This is a genomic window from Streptomyces sp. NPDC093071, assembly GCF_044754545.1.
Lineage (GTDB): Bacteria > Actinomycetota > Actinomycetes > Streptomycetales > Streptomycetaceae > Streptomyces.
In genome coordinates, this window is the sequence record NZ_JBIVPH010000003.1 from 1,084,134 (window position 1) to 1,104,635 (window position 20,502).

Below are 20,502 nucleotides of genomic sequence, written 5' to 3' on the forward strand. Positions count from 1 at the left end.
TGGTCTGGACCAACTACCAAGGTATGGACCTACGTTGGCCCTGTCCATCCCTTCAGGCACCCTCGGCGGAAGACGTCCTTCCCGTGTAGAACGCCACGGTCAGGTCCTTGACCAGCGCCTTGCGCTCGTAGTCGTCCAGCTCGACCAGACCACGACTGGTCAGCCGGTGGACCACGTCGTCCACCGCGTCCACGACCGACGTCAGGACGCTGTCCCGGTGCTTCGCGTCGAGCGCCGCGATCCGGCTGCGCCGCATCGCCGTCGCGACCTCCGGGGCGTACTCGATCCGCGTCGGCTGCGCCGAGAAGACGTCCAGACCGACCGGCGCGCACTCCGCCGACAGCATCCGCGTCAGGGCCTCGCCGACCGCCTCCGCGTCCCGGAGCGTGGGGGCGTCCTCGTGGAACGCGTCCGCCGGGAGCTGCGAGAGCACCCGGGCCATCGCCGCCTCCACCTGCTCCCGCAGGTAGTCCTCGTGGCCGTCGACCCCGAGCGAGGCCCGGACCGTGTCCCGCACCCGCCAGACCACCAGGACGACCACGTCGAGCGCCGTGCCCCGCGCGTCCACGGCCGGCAGCGGCTCGCTGCGCCAGTGCCGGAGCCGTACGTCCACCCGGCGGCGCAGCAGCAGCGGGCTGACCCAGATCAGACCGGTGCGGCGGACCGTGCCGCGGTAGTCCCCGAAGAGCGTCAGGACCCAGGCGTAGCCGACCCGGCCCCGGCCGAGGCCGCCGAGCGCGAAGAGGACGGCCACGACGCCGAGGGCGAGCAGGGCCCACTGGCCGAGGTGGACACCGTGGTACGGGCGGACCGGGAGCCGCAGCATCCGCGCCGCACCCTCGGGCACCGCGCCCGTCCACCACACGATCGCCGCGCACCAGGCGATCGCCAGGGCCCCGGCGACCACCCCGACCCACCCGGGCAGCACGGAGCCGGGGCGTTCGACGAGGGCGGGGTCGGCGGTGGGGGCCGGACGGGAGGACGGGGGCGGGGCCGCGTGCCGGGCCCTGCTCTTGACCGCCGTACGGGGCCGGGCCCCGGGCGTCCGCTCGGCCGGGGGCAGGATCTTCGCCGGGACCGGGACGCCGGGCTTGCGGGCCTTCCCCGGGGCGGCGGGCGCGGCCATGGCGACGGTGTCGGGTCCCCCGTCGTCGTCCTTCGCACCGGGGGCGGCGGTCTCCGGCTGGTCCCGGAAGAGCAGGTGCACGGGGATGGAGCCGGTGGTCTCGGTCCCGATCACGTTCTTCCGCCGCGCCACCCGCACCACCCCGGCGACGGGCAGGGCGACGACGGCGACGCGGGCGCCCTTGATCCGCCCGAAGTCGGGGACGGGGGTCTTGGCGGGGGGCCGGGGGGCGGGGCGGTCGTCCGCTTGCGGGGGTGTGGTGGGGGGCTGGGTGGGGGGCTGGGTGGGGGTGGGCGCCTTCGCCTGCGGTTGCGGCTTGGCGGGGGCGGGGGTGGGGGCGGGTGTGGGTGACTCCGGCTGCGGTTGCGGCTGCGGCTTTGCCGGGGTCGGGGCGGGTGCCGTTGCCTGCGGCTTTGCCGGAGCGGGTGCCGTCGCCTGCGGCTTTTCCGTCGCCGGGGCCGGGGCGGGCGTCTTCGCCGGTGCGGGTGCCTGCGCCTTTGCCAGGTCCGGGGCCTTCACCTGCACCTTCACCGTCGTCGCCGCCGGTGCGGCCGGTGCGGTCGGCGCGGTCGGCGCCTCCGTCCGTACGGAAGCGGGCTCCGGCTTGTCGGCCGGGGCGGGGGCCTCCGGCGCGGCGGGGGCGGGGGTCGGCTCCGGCGCGGTGTCGGGCAACGGGGCCACCGGCTTACTGGCCGCCGGAGCCGCCGGAGCTGCCGAGGCCTCCGGAACAGCCGGGGTCTTCGGGGCCTCCGGGATCTCCGAAACAGCCGGGGTCTCCGGAACCGCCGGAGCCTCCGCCACCGCCAGGGCCGTCGGAGGTGGGGACGTGCGGGGAAGGGTGCCGTCCGTCAGGCGTCTCGCCGTGCGGGCCGCGTCACGTGAGGCCGCCGCGCCGGAGTCCGCGGGGTTCGGGGTCGATGCCGTCATTCGGGTCCACCTCATGCTCTCGGGGTCATCGGAACAAGCGCCGCCAGGTCTCCGGGCCCGGGTAGCCGTCGGCCGCTCCGCCGCGCCAGCCCTGTGCCCGCTGGAACGCCTCGACGTTGCGGCGGTCCGCCTCCGTCCAGCGCGGACCGGGTCCCGACACGTAGTGCTTGCCGAAGCCCCGCTTCACCAGTTGTTTGCCCAGCTTCTCCACATATGCGTTGGATTGGCCCGGACGGAAGGAGCCACGCCCGGGAAAGGGCGCGGCATTCGCGCTCGACCCGCCCGAACCACTCGAACCGCCGATGCTCCGGCCCTTGCCGGTCACGAGCAGCTCCCACGTGTGGGGCCCGGGCAGTCCGTCCGCCTCCTTGCCCCGCCACCCCTGCGCCTGCTGGAACGCCCGGGTCGCCCGCCGGTCCGCCCCGGTCCACAGCGGGCCCGGCCCCACCGCGTAGAACTTCTTGGCGCCGCGCGCGACGAGCAGCCGCCCGAGCTGGGTCACGTACGCGTTGCTCCGGCCCGGCCCGAACTTCGCCGCGCCGGGGAACGGCGGCGCCTCGGCCGACTCCCCGCCCCCGGTGCCGCCGGCCACCACGCCCTTGTAGCGGTAGGCCACGTACCGGTCGGAGTTCTCCCAGTACGCCAGCGGCGTGACCTTCTTCCGCGTGCGCGGCTTGGTCTGCTCGTACGCGACGTAGGAGGTGTGCGTGGCGTCGGCCCAGCCGCCGAAGATCGTGACGTGCGAGCCCCGGTTCGGGTCGGCCGGGTTGTGGAAGAGCAGGATGTCGCCGGGCTGGAGGTCGGTGCGGGCGATCTTCTCGCCGAAGCGGTCGAGGCTGCCGGTCCACTCGTTGCCGCGCAGGTTCCAGGCCATGGAGATGTAGCCGGAGCAGTCCTGGCGGTATCCGTCGGTCCAGTACTTCTCCATGGAGTACGGGACCTGCGCCGCGACCCACCGCTTGGCCCGCTCGATGATCTCGGCACGGGTCGTCGGCCGGAGCGCGTCGGTCGCGGGCTGACCGGGCACGGACTGGCCGGTGGCGGGCTGCCCCGTGGCCGGGGTGGTGGCCGGCGCGGGTTCGGGGCCGGGGCCCGGCGCGCCGTGCAGGGGCCCCCGTCCGCCCTGCGGCGTGTCGGGGCCGACGGCGGGGGCGGGATCCGGATCCGCCGCCTCCCCCGTCACCTCCTCCGTCACCTCGCCCGTCGCCTCCTCCGGCGCGTCCGGTGGCGCGTCCGTCGCGCGCGCGAGGGCCGTGGCGGCGTCGGCCCCGCCGCCGCCCAGGACCACGCCCGCCGCCGTCATCAGGACCAGGGCGCGGCGGGCGCCGTGGGCCGCCGGGTGGCCGCCCGCCCGGACCGGCAGGCCGAGGGCGAGGTCGCGCCGCTGCCGGGCGCAGCCCGGGCAGGCGCAGTCGGCCGCTGGTTCGATCTCCTCGAAGACCGGCACGCTCATGCGATTCCCCTCCACACTCGTCAAAGATCTTTTCGACCGTCGTTTGGGGCGCCTTCACGACAACTGTGGCGATAAATCACATTTTGACGGATCGACGGACTGATACGACCGTCCGACAGGCCGGGGACGACCGTTATTGGTCAGGAGCACGTCTTCGCGTCGGGTAGAGTTCTCTCTGTCAGCAGGCGCCGCTAGCTCAGTTGGTTAGAGCAGCTGACTCTTAATCAGCGGGTCCGGGGTTCGAGTCCCTGGCGGCGCACGCAAGGTCAAGGCCCCCTCACCGATGGTGAGGGGGCCTTGATCGTTCCCGGGCGGCTCGGGCTCCGGTCGTCCCGCCGGTCCCGTCACTCCGTCATCCCGTCAGGTACGCCGACACCACCACGTTCGCCGTGTACGCGCCCGTCGCGCGGTCGAAGGTGCCGCCGCAGGTGATCAGGCGGAGCTCGGCGCGGCCGGGTTCGCGGGGGCCGTAGACCTTCGTGGCGTCGAACTCCTCGCGGGGGAAGACCTGCACGTCGTCGACGGTGAACTCGGCGACCGAGCCGTCCGTCCGGGTGACGAGGACCTTCGCTCCGGGGCGGGCCGCGCTCAGGCCGTAGAAGACGGCCGGGCGGGTCTCGGTGTCGACGTGGCCGACGAACAGGGCCGCCCCGGCCGCGCCCGGCTTCGTGCCGGAGCCGAACCAGCCCACCGTGTCCGGCTCCTCGAACGGCGGCGGATCGATGGCGCCCGTGCCGTCCAGGCCGCGCGCCACGACGGGCGCGTCGACGCCGAGGGAGGGGACCTCGACCCGCCGGGGCGCGACGGGCGCGAGCGGCGCGCGGGCCGGGGGCAGCTCCGCCCCCGGCGGGCGGCCGACGGCGGCGATGTCGCCGGTCGTCGGCGCCGAGCTGCCCAGGGGGCCCTCCTCCGTCCCGCCGCCCCCGAGCCAGAGCCCGAGGAACAGCAGCGCCCAGGCCGTGCCGGTGACGAGTCGCCCGGTGCCCGCCGGGCGGGTGCCGGACGGCACCGTCACTCCGTACCCGTGCTCGTGCCCGTACCGGTGCCCGTGCCGGAGGAGCCGTCGGTGCGGCGGCGGGAGCTGCGGAAGGCCACCGCCACGGCGGCGAGGGCGGCCATGCCGAGGCCGAGCACGGTGTACGGGGTGCCGAGGCCGTTCTCGCCCGCGGCCTGGGCGACGCCGGGGGCGGCGGGCGCGGCGAAGGCGGCGGTGCCGCCCCCGCCCGCGCGGACCGGGGCGACCGGGGTCGCGTGGTGGGTCGGCTCGCGGGTCGGTTCGTGGGTGGGCCGGTGGGTGGGCTCGCGGCGCTCGACCCGGACGGTGCCGGCGTCGCGGTGCTCGTGGCCGTCGCAGGTGACGCTCACCTTGTACGTACCGGCGTCGAGCCCTGACCTGAGGGTGGCGTCGCCGTACATCGGGTGCTTCCCGCCGTCCCGGCCGGTGAGCTCCGCGTCGGCGGTGAACGCCCGGGACCTCGCGGCGCCGGTCGTGCCCTCGCAGCCCTCGACGCGGACGTCCACGTCGTCGCCGGGCGAGGCGGTGGACGGGGTGACGGTGACCCTCACCCCGTCGTGGGCGTGCGCGGCGCCCGCCGCGGGAGCCAGGACGAACACGAGAGCCGCCCCCGCGGCACGGAGAGCAATGGGACCAGAACGCATCGTGACCTCCTGCTAGGAAGGATCACCCGTTCCGGTGGCTTTCGCATCCGGAGAGCGGCCGCCCGGGCCCTCGGACCCCCCTTCCGGCCTCAGACGCGGTCGACGATGTCCGCGATCGAGTCGACGATCCGGGACGGGCGGAACGGGTAGCGGTCCACCTCCGCCCGGGTCGTCAGGCCGGTCAGGACGAGGAAGGTCTGCATCCCCGCCTCCAGACCGGCCAGGATGTCGGTGTCCATCCGGTCGCCGATCATGGCGCTGGACTCGGAGTGGGCGCCGATCGCATTGAGCCCGGTGCGCATCATCAGCGGGTTCGGCTTGCCCGCGAAGTACGGCTCCTTGCCGGTGGCCTTGGTGATGAGCGCGGCGACCGAGCCGGTGGCGGGGAGCGGGCCCTCCAGGGAGGGGCCGGTCTCGTCGGGGTTGGTGCAGATGAAGCGGGCCCCGGCGTTGATGAGCCGGACGGCCTTGGTCATCGCCTCGAAGGAGTACGTGCGGGTCTCGCCGAGCACCACGTAGTCCGGGTCGTGGTCGGTGAGGACGTAGCCGATGTCGTGCAGCGCGGTGGTGAGGCCGGCCTCCCCGATGACGTACGCGGTGCCGCCGGGGCGCTGGTCGTCCAGGAACTTGGCGGTGGCGAGGGCGGAGGTCCAGATGTTCTCGACGGGGACTTCGAGGCCCATCCGGGCGAGGCGGGCGTGCAGGTCGCGCGCGGTGTAGATCGAGTTGTTGGTGAGGACCAGGAAGGGCTTCCCGGTCTCCCGCAGCTTCTTGATGAACGCGTCGGCGCCGGGGATCGGCACGCCCTCGTGGATGAGGACGCCGTCCATGTCGGTGAGCCAGGATTCGATCGGCTTGCGCTCTGCCATGGGTGCGGGACTCCTGCCGTACATGTCGTGCGGGTGCTGGGGGCGCCGCGACTGCGCTGTGGCGACGCCCCCAGCGTAGGCCCTGCCCGCCCGCGCGAACCCAGCCCGGGCGGGTGGGTAGGGCCTGAATCAGGATGCGGTGATCTTGACCCCGTCGATCGTCCAGTACCAGTTGTTGGAGCCCGTGTAGCGGAAGCGGAAGCTCACGGTGGAGGCGCCGGAGGGGACCGGGACCGTGAGGGACTGGGGCTGGGAGAGGACGTCGGCGGTGTAGCTCTTGACGAGGGTCGGGGTGCCGCCGTTGAAGCTCGCCAGGACCTGGGCGGTCTGGGCGCCCTCCTGCCGGTAGAGCGTGGTGAAGCCGAGGGTGACCGAGGACGCGCCGGAGACGTGGTGCGCGGGCGTGACCAGGGTGGAGTCGTACGTCCCCGAGAAGCTCTTGTCGGCCCACTCGTCGGAGTCGGCGACGGCGAAGACGCCCCGGGCCCGCACGTTCAGCTCGCGGGACTGGTCGCGCTGGGAGCGGGACCAGAACTCGTCGGTGGCGAAGGACCAGCCGCGCCACTCGGTCACGCCGCCGGTGCCCATCGCGTTGTCGATGACGGACCAGCCGCTGGGCGCGGTGCGGGTGAAGCCGAGGACCCCGGCGGGGATGCCGGTCTCGTCCACGCGGCCGGTGAGCGAGCCGTACAGGGTGTCGAAGGGGTCGGTGGAGCGCTCCTGGATCGGCTTGCCGTCCAGGCCCCAGGAGGGGTCGGGGACGATGCCGAGCTGGTGGAAGACGGTGGCGGCGACGTCGACCAGGCGCGTGTCGATGGGGCGGGCGCCGGCGGCGATGCCGGGGCCCTGGGCGAGGACGAAGGTGCGCCGCTCCTCGACCGTGGAGCCACCGTGGCCGCCGCCGTCGGTATGGCCGTGGTCGGTGGTGACGATGACGGTCCAGCGCTCCGTGGCGTACGAGGGACGGGCCTTGATCGCGGCGAGGAGCCGGCCGAGGTAGGCGTCCTGGACGTCGATGGCGTCGAGGTACTTGCTGTGCGCGGCGCCGTAGTTGTGGCCGATCTCGTCGGTCTCGCCGAAGTAGACGAAGAGGACGTCGGGGTTCTGGTTGCGCAGGACGTCCTCGGTGATGTCGGTGATCACCTTGTCGTTGACGGCGTAGTTGTTGTTGTAGACGAGCTTGGCGTCGGCGCCGGGGGTGACGGTCCCGTGGGTGTCCAGCTCGGGCCAGTCGACGGCGGCGAAGAGCGAGAGGTTCGGGCGGACCTGGTGGAGGCGGGCGAGGAAGCCGGGGTACCGGCCGTAGTTCTTCCCGGCGAAGGTGTTGTCCTTCACGCCGTGCTTGTCGGGCCAGACGCCGGTGGAGATCGTGGACCAGCCGGGGCCGGAGGAGGTGGCGGCCATCGGGTTGGCGTAGAGCAGGGAGCGGCCGTAGGTGCCGTTGGCCATCAGGGACTTGAGGGTGGGGGCCTGGGCGGCGTCGATCCGGTCGTACCGCAGGCCGTCCATGCCGACGACGAGCACCTTGTCCTTGCTGGTGCCGTTCGGGAGCGTCGGGGCGGCGGCCGTGGCGGTCGTGGCCGCCAGGGCGGCGGGGGCGGTGGCGAGGCCGGTGGCGGCGACGGCCGCGGTGGCGCCGGTGGCGGCGAGCAGGGTGCGGCGGGAGATGCCGGTGAGCGGCATGTCGGAGTCCTCCGTGGGTGCTGCGGAAGGGAGCGGGCGCGCCGACGCCCCCGATTCCTCGGGGGCGTTGGTCCGTACCCGTTATCCTTCCGCGATCCGCACGGGCGTTCCAGGGGCCGTACGGTGAACTCTCAGCTTCCGGTGGCGGACTTCCACGCGTCGACGTACGCCGTCAGGTTCTCGTCGATGTCGGCCCAGTCGGGCTCGAAGACCTCGACGCCCTCCATGAGCCCGGCGAGGGCGACGGCGTTGGCGTCGGTGGGCTTGACGTCCTTGCGGGCCGGGAAGCCGCCGCCGACGGCGCTGACCTCGCGCTGGGCGCCCTCGCTGAGCAGGAAGTCGAGGAGCTTCTTGCCGTTCTCGGTGTGCGGGGCCTTGTCCACCAGGCCCGCGGCGTAGGGCAGGGCGAAGGTGGTGGGCTTCCCGTTCCCCTTGGCCGGGAACCAGATGCCGAGGTGGGGCATGGACTTGGACTGGGCGAAGTTCATCTGGACGTCGCCGTTGGCGACGAGGAGTTCGCCCTTGTCGACCTTGGGGGCGAGCTTGGAGGTGGAGGAGGACGGGCCGACGTTGTTGGCCTGGAGCTTCTTCAGGTACTCCATGGCCGGGGCCTGTCCCCCGAAGTCGTGCATCGCCTTGATGAGGACGGCGGTGCCGTCGCCCGCGACGCCGGGGGTGGAGTACTGGAGCCGGTCCTTGTAGCGGGCGTCGAGCAGCTCCTCCCAGGACGTGGGCGCCTCGGGCAGCTCCTTCTTGTTGTGGATGAACCCGAAGTAGTTGTTGACGATCGAGGTCCAGGTGCCGTCGGCCGCCTTGTCGGCGCCGTCGACCCGGTCGGAGCCCTGCGGCGCGTACGCCTGGAGCAGGCCCTTGGAGCCGGCCTGCTGGATGAAGGGCGGCAGGGTGACGAGGACGTCGGCCTGGGTGTTGCTCTTCTCGCGGAGGGCGCGCTGCACCATCTCGCCGGAGCCGCCCTCGACGTACTTCACCTTGATGCCGGTCCGCTTCTCGAAGTCCGCGAACACCTTGTCGTACCAGCCGTCGCCCGCCTCGCCCTTGAGGCCGTCGGCGCTGTAGACGGTGACGACCTTCTCGTCGGAGGCGGCGGAGGAGCCGCCGCAGGCGGTGAGGGAGGCGGCGAGGACGAGGGCGCCGGTGACGGCGGCGACCGGCCTGATGTGCGTGAGCATGGCGTTGTTCTCTCCTGACGGTACGGGGTCCGGTGGTACGGGGTCCGGTGGTACGGGATTCGGTGGTACGGGATTCGGTGGTACGGGACTCGGCGGCGGGAAGCTCAGCGGTACGAGGCTTTGGTGCGGACGCGGGAGACGGCGAGCAGGGCGAGCAGCGTCGCGGCCATGAGGACCACGGCGAGCGCCGAGCCGGTGAAGAGGGAGCCCCGGTCGGTGGCGGTGAAGACGAGCACCGGCAGCGGCGTCCAGTCCGGCGGGTAGAGCATCATCGTGGCGCTCAGCTCCCCCATGGACAGGGCGAAGCAGAGCCCGGCCGCCGCGTTCAGGGACGGCAGCAGGAGCGGCAGCTTCACCCGGAGCAGGACGTACGAGGGGCGGGCGCCCAGACCGGCCGCCGCCTGCTCGTACATCGGGTCCAGGCGCCGGATCGCGGCCGATACCGACTGGTGGGCGAAGGCCGTGACGAGCACGGTGTGGGCCAGGATCACGATCCAGCGGGTGCCGTTGAGGAGCACCGGCGGCTGCGAGAAGGCGACGAGGACGGCGAGGCCGACCACCACGGACGGCACGGCGACCGGCAGCATGAAGAGCGCGTCCACGATCCGCCGGCCCCGCTTCCCGAGGGCCGCCGAGGCGAGCGCCGCCCAGGTGCCGGCGGTCAGCGCGACCAGGCTGGCGGTGACGGCCGTGACCAGGCTGGTGGTCAGGGCCCGGAGGGACTCGCCGCGTACGGCCGCCGCGTAGTGGGCGGTGGTGGGGCCGGAGGGGAAGGCGCCGGACCAGTGGGTGGAGAAGGAGGCGGCGAGGACGACGAGGAGCGGCAGGGCGAAGAGCGGCACGAAGAGGACGGCGAACAGGGCCCAGGCCGTCCACCTGCCCGTACGGCTATGCACCAGCACGGCGGCTCACCCCCCGGTAGAGGGCGTGGAGGCCGGTGGAGAGGGCGACGTTGACGACGGCGACGACGCAGGCGGCGGTGTAGTCGGATTCGAGGATCGCCTTGCCGTAGACGAGCGTCGGGAGGGTCGTGACGCCCTTGGCTCCGGTGAAGAGGACGATCCCGAACTCGTTGAGGCACAGGACGAGGACCAGGCTGCCGCCGGCGGCGAGCGCGGGCAGCGCCTCGGGCAGGATCACCTGCCGGACGATCCGCGGCGGCCGGGCGCCGAGCGAGGACGCCACCTCCAGCTGGGCCGTCTCCATCTGCGAGAAGGCGGCGAGCAGGGGCCGCATCACGAACGGGGTGAAGTACGTGATCTCCGCGAGGAGCACCCCCCACGGGGTGGTCAGGAAGCGGAAGGGCCCGGTGGCGGCGCCGGTGACGTCGGTCCAGATCCCGTTGGCCATGCCGACCGTGCCGTAGAGGAACAGCAGGGCGAGCGTGATCAGGAAGGACGGGAAGGAGAGGAAGACGTCGATGAACTTCGCCACCGCCTTCGCGCCGGGGAAGGGCACGAACGCGATCACGAGCGCGAGGGCGAAGCCGAGGACCAGACAGCCGGCGGTGGCCGCGACGGCGATCCACACGGTGGTGACGAGGGCGTCGCGGAAGGACGCGGAGCCGAGGACGTCGGCGTACGCGCCGGGGGCCAGGGACTCGCGGACGACGAGGGCGAGCGGGTAGAGGAAGACGAGGCCGAGGACGGCGACGGGGGGCAGGGCCCAGACCCAGGCGGGGGTGGTACGCCGGGTCCTCACCGCGCCCGCCGGGGCGGGAGCGGTCGCGGTGACGGCGCTAGCCACCGGTCACCCCCGAGCCGCCGGACGCCCCCGGCTCCTCGGTCACCCCCGCCGTCAGCAGCACCGCGTCCTCGGGCGCGAAGTGCAGGGTGACCTCGGTGCCCAGCGGGGGCGTCTCCCGCAGTTCGCGGACATCCGCCTTCACCCGGTGGCCCGCCACCTCCACGTACAGCCGGTGGGTGGAGCCGCGCCACTGGACCTCGGTGATCCGGCCCCGCAGGGCGTTCGGGCCGTCGCCGAGGCCGACGAGGTGGGGGCGGACGCAGAGGGTGGCCGAGGAGCCCGGCGCCGCTCCCCCGGTCGCCACCTCCAGCTCCGTCCCGCCGAGGGCCGCCCCGTCCGCGCCCACCGTCACCGGCAGCAGGTTGGCGTTGCCGACGAAGGAGGCGGTGAACTCGGTGCGGGGCCTGCGGTACAGGTCCTGCGGGGTGCCGCAGTCCCGGAGCCGGGCCCGGTCCATGACGGCGATCCGGTCCGCGAGGGTCAGCGCCTCGACCTGGTCGTGGGTGACGTACAGGATCGACACGTCGGGCAGTTCGCGGTGGAGCCGGGCCAGTTCGGCCAGCATCCCGGAGCGCAGCTGCGCGTCGAGCGCCGACAGCGGCTCGTCCAGGAGGAGCACGTCGGGGCGTACGGCGAGGGCGCGGGCGATGGCGACGCGCTGCTGCTGCCCGCCGGAGAGCTCCCGGGGGTGGCGGCGGGCGCAGTCGGCCATGCCGGTCATCTCCAGGGCCTCGGCGACCCGGCCGGGGATCTCGGCCTTGGGGACCTTGCGGGCCTTGAGGCCGAAGGCCACGTTGGCGTCCACCCGCAGGTGCGGGAAGAGGGCGTACTGCTGGACGACCATGCCGATCCCGCGCCGGTACGGCGGCAGGTCGGTGACGTCCCGGTCCCCGATGAACACCCGCCCGGAGACCGGCCGGACGAACCCGGCGACGGCCCGGAGCGCGGTCGTCTTGCCGGAGCCGGAGGGCCCGAGGAGGGCCATGACCTCGCCGGGTTCCACGGTCAGGTCGAGGGAGTCGAGGACGGTGGTGGAGCCGTAGGCGACGGAGACGGCGTCGAAGCGGATGCCGCTGTTCGCCCCTCGCGCTTCCGTGGTCATGCCTCGTACTCCCTTATCAGCTCCGGGAGTTCGGCCACGGAGGCGAGGACGCGGGTGGCGCCGTGCTCCTTCAGCGCGGCCTCGCCGTGGGCGCCGGTCAGGACGCCGGCCACGATCCCGGCGCCGGAGCGGACGCCGGAGAGCATGTCGTACGAGGTGTCCCCGGCGACCGCGATCCGGCGGACGTCGTCCACGGCTCCGGTGCGCAGGAAGGCGCCGAGGACCATGTCGGGGTACGGGCGGCCCCGGCCGCCGGTGTCGGCCGGGCAGAGGGTGAGGCCGACGAGGTCCCGCCAGCCGAGGGCGTCGAGGATGGCGTCCTGGGTGACCCGGGCGAAGCCGGTGGTGAGGACGACGGTCCTGCCCTGCTCCTGAAGGGCGGCGATGGTCTCGGCGGCGCCGGGGAGCGGGGCGATCCTGCCGTCGGCGACGAGCTCTCCGTACGCCTCCTCGAAGGCGAGGTTGGCCTGCCGGGCGCGCTGCTCGTCGCCGCCGAGGAGGTGGCGGAAGACGGAGATCTTCGACTCGCCCATGGTGGCGCGGACGTGGCCGATCATCGCGGCCGGGTCCTCGCCGAGGCGCTCGGCGGCGACGGTGAAGGCCTGCTCGACGAGGCCGTCGTCGGCGACGGTGGTGCCGGCCATGTCGAGGACGACGAGGTTCATCTTGTGCGTGGTCATGGGGTTCACCAGCCCAGTTCGTTCGCGGTCGTCTCGGCGATGGCGGGCGAGCAGGTCATGCCCCGACCGCCGGGTCCGGTCACCAGCCACACGCCGTCGCGGACCTTCTGGCGGTGCACGACCCGGGTGGTGTCGACGCACTGCGCGTACACCCCGGCCCAGCGGCGCCGGATCTTCGGCAGCGGGCGGCCGAGGAAGGACTCGACGACGCGGGTGAGGTGCTCGTAGGGGTCTTCGAGAGTGTCGAAGGCGAAGGGGTGCTCGTACTCGTGGGTGTCGCCGATGGTCAGTCCGCCGTCGAGCCGCTGGACCATGAGGAGCTGCATCCGGTGGGCGGCGGCGGTGGGGTCCTGCGCCTGGCCCGCGTTGAGCGCGTCGAGGGCGCCGGAGGCGTAGGCCGGGTAGTAGCGGAAGGAGTCGGCGTCCGCGACGGAGGTGGTGAGCGGTTCGCCGAGGGGGTCGGTCTGCATCATCTGGAGGCGGACCCGGCGGACCGGAACCTCGCCGGCGACCTCGCGGACGAGGCCGGAGAGCGAGGCGCCGGTGCAGAGGACGACGGCGTCGCCGCCGTGCGTCTCGCCCCGGTCGTCGCGGACGGCGTGCTCGCCGACGACGTCGCGGACCTCCCGGTTCGGCAGGAAGGTGTACTTCCCGGTGGCGAGGAGGGCCTCGCGGAGGGCGAGCTGCGCGGTGCGGGGCTCGACGGCGGCGTCCCGCTCGCACCGGAGGGCGGCCTCGAACTCGCCGCGCAGGGCCGGGTTGAGCGCGCGGGCCTCGTCGGCCGTCAGCAGCTCGTAGCCGCGCGCGGCGGCGTCGGGGCGGGCCAGGGCGGCCTCGGCGACGGCGCGTTCCAGCGCGTTCCGCACGGGGGTGAGGGAGCCGATGGCCCGGAAGCCGAGGCCGGGGACGCGGGCGCCGATGGCCTCCCAGAGCTCGCGGGCGCGCAGGGCGGTCTCCAGCTCCTCCCCGCCGGCGCGGCCGCTCACCCAGATCTGGCCGAAGTTGCGGAGGGAGGCGCCGCGCGCCTCGGCCTCGCGCTCGATGTGCACGACCTCGTGGCCGCGTTCCACTGCGTGCCAGGCGTGCATGGTTCCCACCACGCCGGCTCCTACGACGATCACCTTCATGCCGACGACGGTCGCGGGGGCGGGTGGCGCGGGCGGGGCGGGTGGACGACGGGACGGTGAACGGGTCGCCAAACTTGGACCAGACCCGTTACCTGTTCGTGATGTTGTGGACTTTCGGCGGGCGGGCCTTCCTCCCGTCAGTCCTGGCGGCCCAGGTGGGTGGTGAAGCTGAAGCGGTCGCCCCGGTAGAGGGTGCGGACCCGCTCCAGGGGGCAGCCGTCGGCATCCCGGGAGACGCGGTGGAGCAGCAGCATCGGGAGGGCGGGGGGCGTGCCGATCAGGAGGGCCTCGCGGGGGGTCGCGAGGACGGTCTCGATGCGCTCGTCGGCGTCGCCGAACGCGATGCCGAGCCGGTCGTGGAGGTACGCGTAGAAGGAGGAGTCCGGGTCGAAGTCGGCGTCCAGGCGCGGGGCGCGGGCCTCGGAGACGTACGTGCTCTCCAGACCGACCCGCTCGTCGTCGGCGAGCAGCACCCGCTCCATGTGCCAGACGGGTGCGCCGCGTTCGGCGCCGACCTCGGGGGCGAGCGCCTCCGGGCAGGGGAAGCGGTCGAGCGAGATCAGGGTGCGGCCGGGGCGGCGACCCTGGCGGCGCACGCCCTCGGTGTAGCTGGCGAGCGAGAGGGGCTGTTCGAGCTTGGGGCCCGCGACGACCGTGCCCCGGCCCCGGCGGCGCAGCCGTCCCTCCAGGAGGAGTTCGCGGATCGCCTGCCGGACGGTCTCGCGGGACACCTCGTACCGCACGGCGAGGTCGCGCTCGGTGGGCAGCGGCCCGCCCTCCCCCAACTCGTCCACCATCAGCGCGAGTTTCGCCTTGACGGCGTAGTACTTGGGGACGCGCCCGTGCTCGGGGACGCCGGAGCGGACGGGGGCGCCGGGAGTGCTCTGGTAGTTCACCGGGGGATGGTCGCAGACGGGGGTGAACGGGGAGGTGTACGGAGGGTGGCGCGGGGGTGAGCGGGGGCGGTGGCCGGTCGCGGGGCGCGGTTCAGGAGGACCGGCGGCTCCGAGCGGGAGCGGCAACCGTTCGCGAGGCGCGCGATTCAGGAGCGCCGGTGGCGGCGGCCCGCGCGGACGAGGGCGGCGCCGAGCAGGAGCAGGGCGACGGCGAAGGGGGCGAGGGCGCGGGCCCGGGCGTCCGACGCGCTTCCGGTGTGGGCGAGTTCGGGGACCGTGGGGCGCGTCTGCGCGGGCGCCTCTCCGGCGGCGGACGGCGGCCGGGTGAAGGTAGCGGACGGGGCGGGGGTGCCGGTCGGTCTGGCGGGGGCCGTCGATCCGGGCGGGGCGGTGGGTGCGACCGGGACCGTCGGGTCCGCCGGCGGTGACGGCTTCGGCGGCTTCGTGCTCCTCGTGTTCCCGGACGGTTCGGCGGGCACGGCCGGGGCCGTGGTCCCGGGCGGCGTGGTGGGCCCGGACGGCTCGGCCGAGGCAGCCGGGGCAGTCGGGGCGGTCGGGGCGGTCGGGGCGGTCGGGGTGGTCGGGGTGGTCGGGGTGGTCGGGGTGGTCGGGCCGATGGTCAGGCGGTAGGCGCCGGAGTCCCCGATCCAGTCCCCGTCCGCCCCCCGCCGCTGGACGATCGCCGCGTTGACCAGGACCTCGCCGGGGGCCGTCCCCGCGCCGAAGGCGAGCCGTACGGGGACGGTGAGGGTCTCGCCCGCCGGGACGGCGAAGCCGCCGAAGTCGGTGAACACGCCCACGTTCTCGGCCTCCGAGGTCTCCTGGAAGGCCACGGGGTGCCAGCGCGCGGCCCCGGCGTCGTAGAACTCGAAGCGGATCTGCTCCGGCCGGAGGACCCGGTCGCGGTCGGTGAGGACGAGCACCGGGTGGATGCCGGAGCAGGGCGACCCGGTGGTGTTCGTGAGGTCGAGCCGCCAGTCCCGGAAGGGCCCGCCCGCCGTGTAGCCGGACGGGCCGCCGTGGATCCGGGTGTCGAGCGGGAAGGCCTCGTCGTCCGGGACGCCGCAGCCGGGGACGGGCGGGTCGGGCGCGGGGACGGCGGGGAGCTGCGGGGCGCCGGGGGGTTCGGGGGCGGCCGCGCCCGCCCCGGGGACCGTCGCCGCCGGAGCCGGGGCGGAGGTCGCCGTCGCCGGGACGGGGGCCGCGAGCGCGAAGGGGGCCGCCACGGCGGTCGCCACGGTCACGGCGCGGACGCTGCGCAGTCGCAGGGGTACGGATGCCATGGTGCCGGTGCCTTTGCTGATCGCGGGCAGGGGGACGGCCGCGACGCTGCCACGCGGGAGGGGGCGGGCCGGGCAGCGACACCGGGCGCTCCTCCGGAAGGACCGGGATTCCGCCCGATCAGCCTACTTTCCGACTGTCCGATCAACCGGTCCGATCCGGTGGAGGCGACCCGGCTCCTTCCCGAAGACCGGCGCCAGGACGAGCCACGCCGCGCCCTCCGCCACCGCGTCCCGTTCCGCGACGACGCCCACCGGGGCCGTCAGGCCGAGGCCGGCCAGGACCTCCCGCACCCCGTCCGCGTAGGCCTCCGGCGCGGCGAGCACCACCCGGCCGCCCAGGAGGACCTGGTCGATGTCGAGGAGCCGTACGAGATTGGCGGCGCCCGTGCCCAGGATCCGCGCGGCCCCGGCGGGTTCGCCGCGCGCGACCGCCGCCAGGCACAGGACCTCCAGGCAGCCGCGCCCGCCGCAGCCGCACGGCGGCCCGTCGAGCTGGACGGTCTGGTGGCCCAGCTCGCCCGCCCCGGTCCTGTCCCCGCGCAGGAGCGCGCCGCCGAGGACGAGTCCGGCGCCGAGGCCCGTGCCGAGGTGGACGTAGGCGAAGGAGCCGGGGGCGCCGGGCCGCAGGGCGAGGCCGAGGGCGGCGGCGTTGGTGTCCTTGTCGAGGACGACGGGCAGCCCGAGGCGCCGGGCCAGCTCCTCGCGGACCGGGTGGTCGGCCCACTCGGGGAAGCCCGTGACCCGGCCGGGCCGCCCGGCCCGGTGGTCCAGGGGGCCGGGCATGGCGACCCCGGCGCCGAGGACGGGCCCCTCCCCCGCCTCGGCGAGGAGCGCCCGCACCTCCTCCGTCACCGCGTCCAGGACCGGCCCGGCGCCCGCGCCCAGGTCCAGCGGGCGGCGGCGGAGGGCGACGGGCGTGCCCGCAAGGTCGGCGAGGAGGACCGTCAGCTCGTCGCGGTCGAGGTGGACGCCGACGGCGTGCGCGGCGGCGGGCGCCAGGCGCAGGACCGTACGGGGCTTGCCGCCGGTCGAGGCGCGGTGGCCCGCCTCGGCCGCGAGGCCCTCGGCCCGCAGCCGCGCGGTGATCTTGCTGACGGCCTGCGGGGTGAGCCCGGTCCGCTCGGCCAGCTCCAGACGGCTGATCCCGGTCTCCCCCGCCCCGCGCAGCAGATCGAGCACGAGCGCGGCGTTGTGGCTGCGCAGCGCCGGTACGTTCACTCCACCCTGGTCCTTCTTCACACCCCCATTGTCAGGGCCGCTTGCACTTTAGCAACAGCGTTGCTTAAGTGAGGCGCATGACTGGCACCGACACCCCCCGCACCCCCCTCCGCGTCGGACTCGTCGGCTACGGCCTGGCCGGCTCCGTCTTCCACGCCCCGCTGATCGCCGCCTCCGGCGACCTCACCCTCGCCGCCGTCACCACCGGCAACCCCGAGCGGGCCGCCGAGGCCCGCGCCGCCCACCCGGGCGTGCGGGTGGTGGCGGAGCCCGGGGAGCTGTGGGCGCCGGGCGCGGAGGAGCTGGACCTGATCGTCGTCGCCTCCCCCAACAAGACGCACGTCGAGGTCGCCACGGCCGCCCTGGAGGCGGGCCTCCCGGTCGTCGTGGACAAGCCGCTCGCCGGGACCGCCGCCGAGGCGCGCGGCCTGGCCGCCCTCGCCGAGGAGCGGGGCCTGCTGCTCTCGGTCTTCCAGAACCGCCGCTGGGACAGCGACTTCCGCACCCTGCGCCGGCTCCTGGACGAGGACGCGCTCGGCGAGGTCCAGCGCTTCGAGTCCCGCTTCGAGCGGTGGCGGCCGAAGCCGAAGGGCGGCTGGCGCGAGTCCGGGGCGCCGGAGGAGATCGGCGGGCTGCTGTACGACCTGGGCAGCCACGTCGTGGACCAGGCCCTCGTCCTCTTCGGCCCGGTGGTCTCGGTGTACGCCGAGACGGACGTGCGCCGGCCGGGCGCCGAGGCCGACGACGACACGTTCCTCGCGCTCACCCACGCGAACGGGGTCCGCTCGCACCTGTACGTGAGCGCCACCACCGCCCAGCTCGGCCCCCGGTTCCGGGTGCTCGGGCGGCGCGCGGGCTTCGTGAAGTACGGACTCGACCCCCAGGAGGCGGCCCTGCGCGACGGGCTGCGGCCGGAACCCGGAGCGGTGTGGGGCACGGAGCCGGAGGAGCTGTGGGGCCGGCTCGGCGCGGGCGAGTCGCCGCTGACCGGCGGCGGGACCCCGGTCGAGTCGCTGCCCGGCGACTACCCGGCGTACTACGCGGCCGTCGCCGCCGCCCTGCGCGGCACCGGCCCGAACCCGGTCACCGCGCACCAGGCCGCCGACGCGCTCGACGTCCTGGAGGCGGCGCGGAAGTCGGCCCGCGAGGGGATCACGGTGGCGCTGTGAGCGGCTCGGAGATCACCGAACTGGAGGCGCAGGAGGCCCGGCTGGTCCTCCCCCGCTTCACGTACGAGGACGCCTGGGCGCTCGGCACGCTGCTCGTCTCCCTGGCCCGGGAGCGGAAGGCGCCCGTGGCGATCGACGTGCGGCGCGGGGCGCAGCAGCTGTTCCACTGCGCCCTGCCGGGGTCCAGCGCGGACAACGACGCCTGGATCGACCGCAAGCGGCGGGTCGTCGAGCGGTACGGCGAGAGCTCGTTCCTGGTCGGGGCCCGGTTCCGGGCCAGGGGGACGACGTTCGAGGCGTCCTCGCGCCTCGACCCCGACCGGTACGCCGCCCATGGCGGGTCGTTCCCGATCGGGGTCGAGGGCGCGGGAGTGATCGGCTCGGTCACGGTCTCGGGGCTGCCGCAGGCCGAGGATCACGCCCTGGTCGTCGAGGCGCTGGAGCGGCTGCTCAGTTCGTACGGCGCCGGCGCCGGCTGATCATCACGAGGGCGCCGCCGCCGAGGGCGAGGACGACCGCCATGGCACCCATGACGATCTTCCCGTTCCCGGCGCCGGTCTCGGAGAGCTCGCCGTTCGAACCGTGGTGGTTGCCGCCGGAGTCGCCGTAACCACCGGTGGAGCCGTGCCCGCCGGTGCTGCCGTGGCCACCGGTGCTGCCGTGGCCTCCGGACCCGTTGGAACCGCCGGAGTTGCCGTGACCGCCGGTGCTCTGGCCTCCGGTGGTGGTGTGACCGCCGGGTCCGCCCGTCCCGCCGGAGTCACCGTGCCCGCCGGGCCCACCGGTACCACCGGAGTCGCCGGAGCCACCGGTGTCGTCACCGTAACCGCCGGTGTCGTCACCGTAGCCACCGTCCGTGGGGGTGGGGGTGGGGTCGGTCGGCGTGGGAGTCGGGTCCGTCGGCGTGGGAGTCGGGTCCGTGGGAGTCGGAGTCGGATCCGTCGGCGTCGGAGTCGGATCCGTCGGCGTCGGAGTCGGATCCGTCGGCGTCGGAGTCGGGTCCGTCGGCGTCGGAGTCGGATCCGTCGGCGTCGGAGTCGGGTCGGTCGGCGTCGGAGTCGGGTCCGTCGGCGTCGGAGTCGGGTCCGTCGGCGTCGGGGTGGGGTCCGTCGGCGTCGGCGTCGGGTCCGTCGGCGTCGGAGTCGGGTCCGTCGGGGTCGGCGTCGGGTCCGTCGGCGTCGGGGTCGGATCCGTGGGAGTCGGCGTCGGATCCGTGCAGGACGGCAGGTCCCCGTTGAACGGGTACGCGTGCATCTCCTGCCCGCCGCCGCCGGTCGCCTCCGACGCGTGCGTCAGGTTGCCGGTGGTGAAGAAGCGCCCGTTCGTGCCCGGCATGGTCACGGTCGCCGTGCTGGCCTGGTTGCCGATCAGGACGCTGCCCGCGAACTGGGCCGTCCCCTCGAACTTCACCGTCGCGGCGTCCGGGAAGTTCCACAGGACCCGCTCGCGCAGACCGTCCGGGAGCTGGTTGATGTACGTGTCGACGGTGCGGTCGGCACCGTAGACGTTGACGAGGACGGTCGCCCCGGCCGGGATGCCCTCGAAGCGGAGGTTCTGCTGCCCGCCGCTCGCGGACTCCAGGTCGAAGTCGACGTCGAAGACCTGGAGGTCCGAGGCACCGTCACCCGTGAAGAGCGTCTCCGAGCCGCTGTTGACGGCGGTGCCGGTGGTGGCGCGGTGGGCCCCGCCGACGTAGGCGTAGCACTGGCTCGCGTCGGTGAGCTGGTCGCGGAGCGAGACGTACGGGGCGGCCGCGTCGTCGTCCTGCACCGGGTCCGGGATCACCGTGCCGGAGAGCGCGCCCCCGTACCGCGTGACGCCGCTGACCGTGCCCTCGCTGGTGAGCAGCCGCTGCCCGGCGGCGACCGTCACGTTCTCCCCGACGGTGAGGAAGTCGGTGCCGTTGTCGGGCGGGACGCGGGACCCGGCGCCCACGATCCCGACGTTGTAGACGGCGGAAGCACCCACGCGCTTGTTCATGTCGAAGCCGCCCAGGACCACGACCTTGCCCTCGGCCTCGGCCGCGGCTTCGCGGACGAGGAAGTCACCGCCGACGAAGATGTTGATGTTGTTGTCGCGGTACTGGACGGGACCGCTGTTGAGGTCGGGGTACGTGGCGGGGCAGTTGCCCGGCAGGCAGGGCCCGAGGCCGCCCGGGAGCGGGTCGGCGTGGCCGGTGACGGCCAGGGTGCCGACGAGGGCGGTGGCCGCGACCGTGGACGCGGCGATGAGGGCGAGGCGGCGCCGATCCCGCCCTCGCGCGTGCGAAATTCGTTCCATATCGGGCAATATGCAAAATACGTGTGAAAATGGCGACGCCCCACGCGGGGCGCCGCCGTTTTCACCACGGAAGGGCCCAGGCGAGAGCCCTTCC

Annotated in this window: 18 protein-coding genes and 1 tRNA gene; 3 read left to right on the forward strand and 16 right to left on the reverse strand. The window is 74.3% G+C overall.

The genetic code is table 11. From position 1 onward, the window contains the following. Nucleotides 1-52 precede the first annotated feature (52 nt). Both ACIQD7_RS16160 and ACIQD7_RS16165 read right to left on the reverse strand, forming a co-directional pair. Nucleotides 53-1,807 (reverse strand): SPFH domain-containing protein, encoded by a 1,755-nt coding sequence (locus tag ACIQD7_RS16160; RefSeq protein ID WP_402442143.1) that lies wholly within the window; start codon nt 1,805-1,807, stop codon nt 53-55. A gap of 271 nt (nt 1,808-2,078) precedes the next feature. Further along, nucleotides 2,079-3,506, reverse strand: coding sequence for a peptidoglycan-binding protein (locus tag ACIQD7_RS16165; RefSeq protein WP_402442145.1), 1,428 nt, complete (start codon nt 3,504-3,506; stop codon nt 2,079-2,081). Nucleotides 3,507-3,691: 185 nt separating this feature from the next. On the opposite strand from ACIQD7_RS16165, the gene ACIQD7_RS16170 reads away from it, so the two are divergent. Further along, nucleotides 3,692-3,765: transfer RNA gene (locus ACIQD7_RS16170), tRNA-Lys, on the forward strand. A gap of 93 nt (nt 3,766-3,858) precedes the next feature. Here the strand turns inward: ACIQD7_RS16170 and ACIQD7_RS16175 are convergent. From ACIQD7_RS16175 to ACIQD7_RS16235, 13 genes are all read right to left on the reverse strand, one after another. Next, the gene (locus ACIQD7_RS16175) at nt 3,859-4,521 is read right to left on the reverse strand and encodes a class F sortase (protein WP_402442147.1); all 663 of its coding nucleotides are present in this window, start codon (nt 4,519-4,521) and stop codon (nt 3,859-3,861) included. Continuing rightward, entirely contained in the window at nt 4,518-5,165 is a 648-nt protein-coding gene (locus tag ACIQD7_RS16180) for a hypothetical protein (protein ID WP_402442149.1), read from the reverse strand. Before ACIQD7_RS16180 ends, ACIQD7_RS16175 begins: the two co-directional genes overlap by 4 nt. An 89-nt stretch (nt 5,166-5,254) precedes the next feature. Beyond that, on the reverse strand, nt 5,255-6,034 hold the full coding sequence (locus tag ACIQD7_RS16185) for an HAD-IIA family hydrolase (RefSeq protein WP_121833311.1): 780 nt from the start codon (nt 6,032-6,034) through the stop codon (nt 5,255-5,257). A 129-nt stretch (nt 6,035-6,163) separates the two neighbouring features. Then, nucleotides 6,164-7,717 (reverse strand): alkaline phosphatase family protein, encoded by a 1,554-nt coding sequence (locus ACIQD7_RS16190; RefSeq protein WP_402442151.1) that lies wholly within the window; start codon nt 7,715-7,717, stop codon nt 6,164-6,166. Between the two features lie 131 nt (nt 7,718-7,848). Continuing rightward, on the reverse strand, nt 7,849-8,907 hold the full coding sequence (locus ACIQD7_RS16195; protein ID WP_402442152.1) for a 2-aminoethylphosphonate ABC transporter substrate-binding protein: 1,059 nt from the start codon (nt 8,905-8,907) through the stop codon (nt 7,849-7,851). A 104-nt stretch (nt 8,908-9,011) separates the two neighbouring features. Then, on the reverse strand, nt 9,012-9,809 hold the full coding sequence (locus tag ACIQD7_RS16200) for an ABC transporter permease (RefSeq protein ID WP_402442154.1): 798 nt from the start codon (nt 9,807-9,809) through the stop codon (nt 9,012-9,014). Further along, complete coding sequence (locus ACIQD7_RS16205) at nt 9,796-10,653, reverse strand: 2-aminoethylphosphonate ABC transporter permease subunit (RefSeq protein WP_402442156.1); 858 nt, start codon at nt 10,651-10,653, stop codon at nt 9,796-9,798. The genes ACIQD7_RS16200 and ACIQD7_RS16205 overlap by 14 nt, the downstream gene beginning before the upstream one ends. Beyond that, on the reverse strand, nt 10,646-11,755 hold the full coding sequence (locus ACIQD7_RS16210) for an ABC transporter ATP-binding protein (protein WP_402442158.1): 1,110 nt from the start codon (nt 11,753-11,755) through the stop codon (nt 10,646-10,648). Before ACIQD7_RS16210 ends, ACIQD7_RS16205 begins: the two co-directional genes overlap by 8 nt. Further along, nucleotides 11,752-12,435, reverse strand: coding sequence for a phosphonatase-like hydrolase (locus tag ACIQD7_RS16215; protein WP_402442160.1), 684 nt, complete (start codon nt 12,433-12,435; stop codon nt 11,752-11,754). Before ACIQD7_RS16215 ends, ACIQD7_RS16210 begins: the two co-directional genes overlap by 4 nt. 5 nt (nt 12,436-12,440) lie before the next feature. Further along, nucleotides 12,441-13,562 carry a TIGR03364 family FAD-dependent oxidoreductase gene (locus ACIQD7_RS16220; protein WP_402442162.1) on the reverse strand — a complete coding sequence of 374 codons (1,122 nt, stop codon included), beginning with the start codon at nt 13,560-13,562 and terminating at the stop codon, nt 12,441-12,443. 137 nt (nt 13,563-13,699) lie between these two features. Next, complete coding sequence (locus tag ACIQD7_RS16225; RefSeq protein WP_402442164.1) at nt 13,700-14,458, reverse strand: GntR family transcriptional regulator; 759 nt, start codon at nt 14,456-14,458, stop codon at nt 13,700-13,702. 146 nt (nt 14,459-14,604) lie between these two features. After that, nucleotides 14,605-15,741 carry a hypothetical protein gene (locus ACIQD7_RS16230; protein WP_402442166.1) on the reverse strand — a complete coding sequence of 379 codons (1,137 nt, stop codon included), beginning with the start codon at nt 15,739-15,741 and terminating at the stop codon, nt 14,605-14,607. 123 nt (nt 15,742-15,864) lie between these two features. Further along, entirely contained in the window at nt 15,865-16,980 is a 1,116-nt protein-coding gene (locus tag ACIQD7_RS16235) for an ROK family protein (protein ID WP_402442168.1), read from the reverse strand. Nucleotides 16,981-17,036: 56 nt separating this feature from the next. On the opposite strand from ACIQD7_RS16235, the gene ACIQD7_RS16240 reads away from it, so the two are divergent. Continuing rightward, nucleotides 17,037-18,128 (forward strand): Gfo/Idh/MocA family oxidoreductase, encoded by a 1,092-nt coding sequence (locus tag ACIQD7_RS16240; RefSeq protein ID WP_402442170.1) that lies wholly within the window; start codon nt 17,037-17,039, stop codon nt 18,126-18,128. Then, the gene (locus tag ACIQD7_RS16245) at nt 18,125-18,607 is read left to right on the forward strand and encodes a heme-degrading domain-containing protein (RefSeq protein ID WP_402442172.1); all 483 of its coding nucleotides are present in this window, start codon (nt 18,125-18,127) and stop codon (nt 18,605-18,607) included. Before ACIQD7_RS16240 ends, ACIQD7_RS16245 begins: the two co-directional genes overlap by 4 nt. Here ACIQD7_RS16245 and ACIQD7_RS16250 read toward each other — a convergent pair. Continuing rightward, the gene (locus tag ACIQD7_RS16250) at nt 18,579-20,408 is read right to left on the reverse strand and encodes a choice-of-anchor A family protein (RefSeq protein WP_402442174.1); all 1,830 of its coding nucleotides are present in this window, start codon (nt 20,406-20,408) and stop codon (nt 18,579-18,581) included. The genes ACIQD7_RS16245 and ACIQD7_RS16250 overlap by 29 nt on opposite strands. Nucleotides 20,409-20,502 lie beyond the last annotated feature (94 nt).

Coding starts and splice junctions, on each gene's coding strand:
- ACIQD7_RS16165 (WP_402442145.1), bottom strand. CDS start 3,506: ATGAGCGTGCCGGTCTTCGAGGAGATCGAACCAGCGGCCGACTGCGCC.
- ACIQD7_RS16180 (WP_402442149.1), bottom strand. CDS start 5,165: ATGCGTTCTGGTCCCATTGCTCTCCGTGCCGCGGGGGCGGCTCTCGTG.
- ACIQD7_RS16185 (WP_121833311.1), bottom strand. CDS start 6,034: ATGGCAGAGCGCAAGCCGATCGAATCCTGGCTCACCGACATGGACGGC.
- ACIQD7_RS16190 (WP_402442151.1), bottom strand. CDS start 7,717: ATGCCGCTCACCGGCATCTCCCGCCGCACCCTGCTCGCCGCCACCGGC.
- ACIQD7_RS16195 (WP_402442152.1), bottom strand. CDS start 8,907: ATGCTCACGCACATCAGGCCGGTCGCCGCCGTCACCGGCGCCCTCGTC.
- ACIQD7_RS16210 (WP_402442158.1), bottom strand. CDS start 11,755: ATGACCACGGAAGCGCGAGGGGCGAACAGCGGCATCCGCTTCGACGCC.
- ACIQD7_RS16215 (WP_402442160.1), bottom strand. CDS start 12,435: ATGACCACGCACAAGATGAACCTCGTCGTCCTCGACATGGCCGGCACC.
- ACIQD7_RS16220 (WP_402442162.1), bottom strand. CDS start 13,562: ATGAAGGTGATCGTCGTAGGAGCCGGCGTGGTGGGAACCATGCACGCC.
- ACIQD7_RS16230 (WP_402442166.1), bottom strand. CDS start 15,741: ATGGCATCCGTACCCCTGCGACTGCGCAGCGTCCGCGCCGTGACCGTG.
- ACIQD7_RS16240 (WP_402442170.1), top strand. CDS start 17,037: ATGACTGGCACCGACACCCCCCGCACCCCCCTCCGCGTCGGACTCGTC.
- ACIQD7_RS16250 (WP_402442174.1), bottom strand. CDS start 20,408: ATGGAACGAATTTCGCACGCGCGAGGGCGGGATCGGCGCCGCCTCGCC.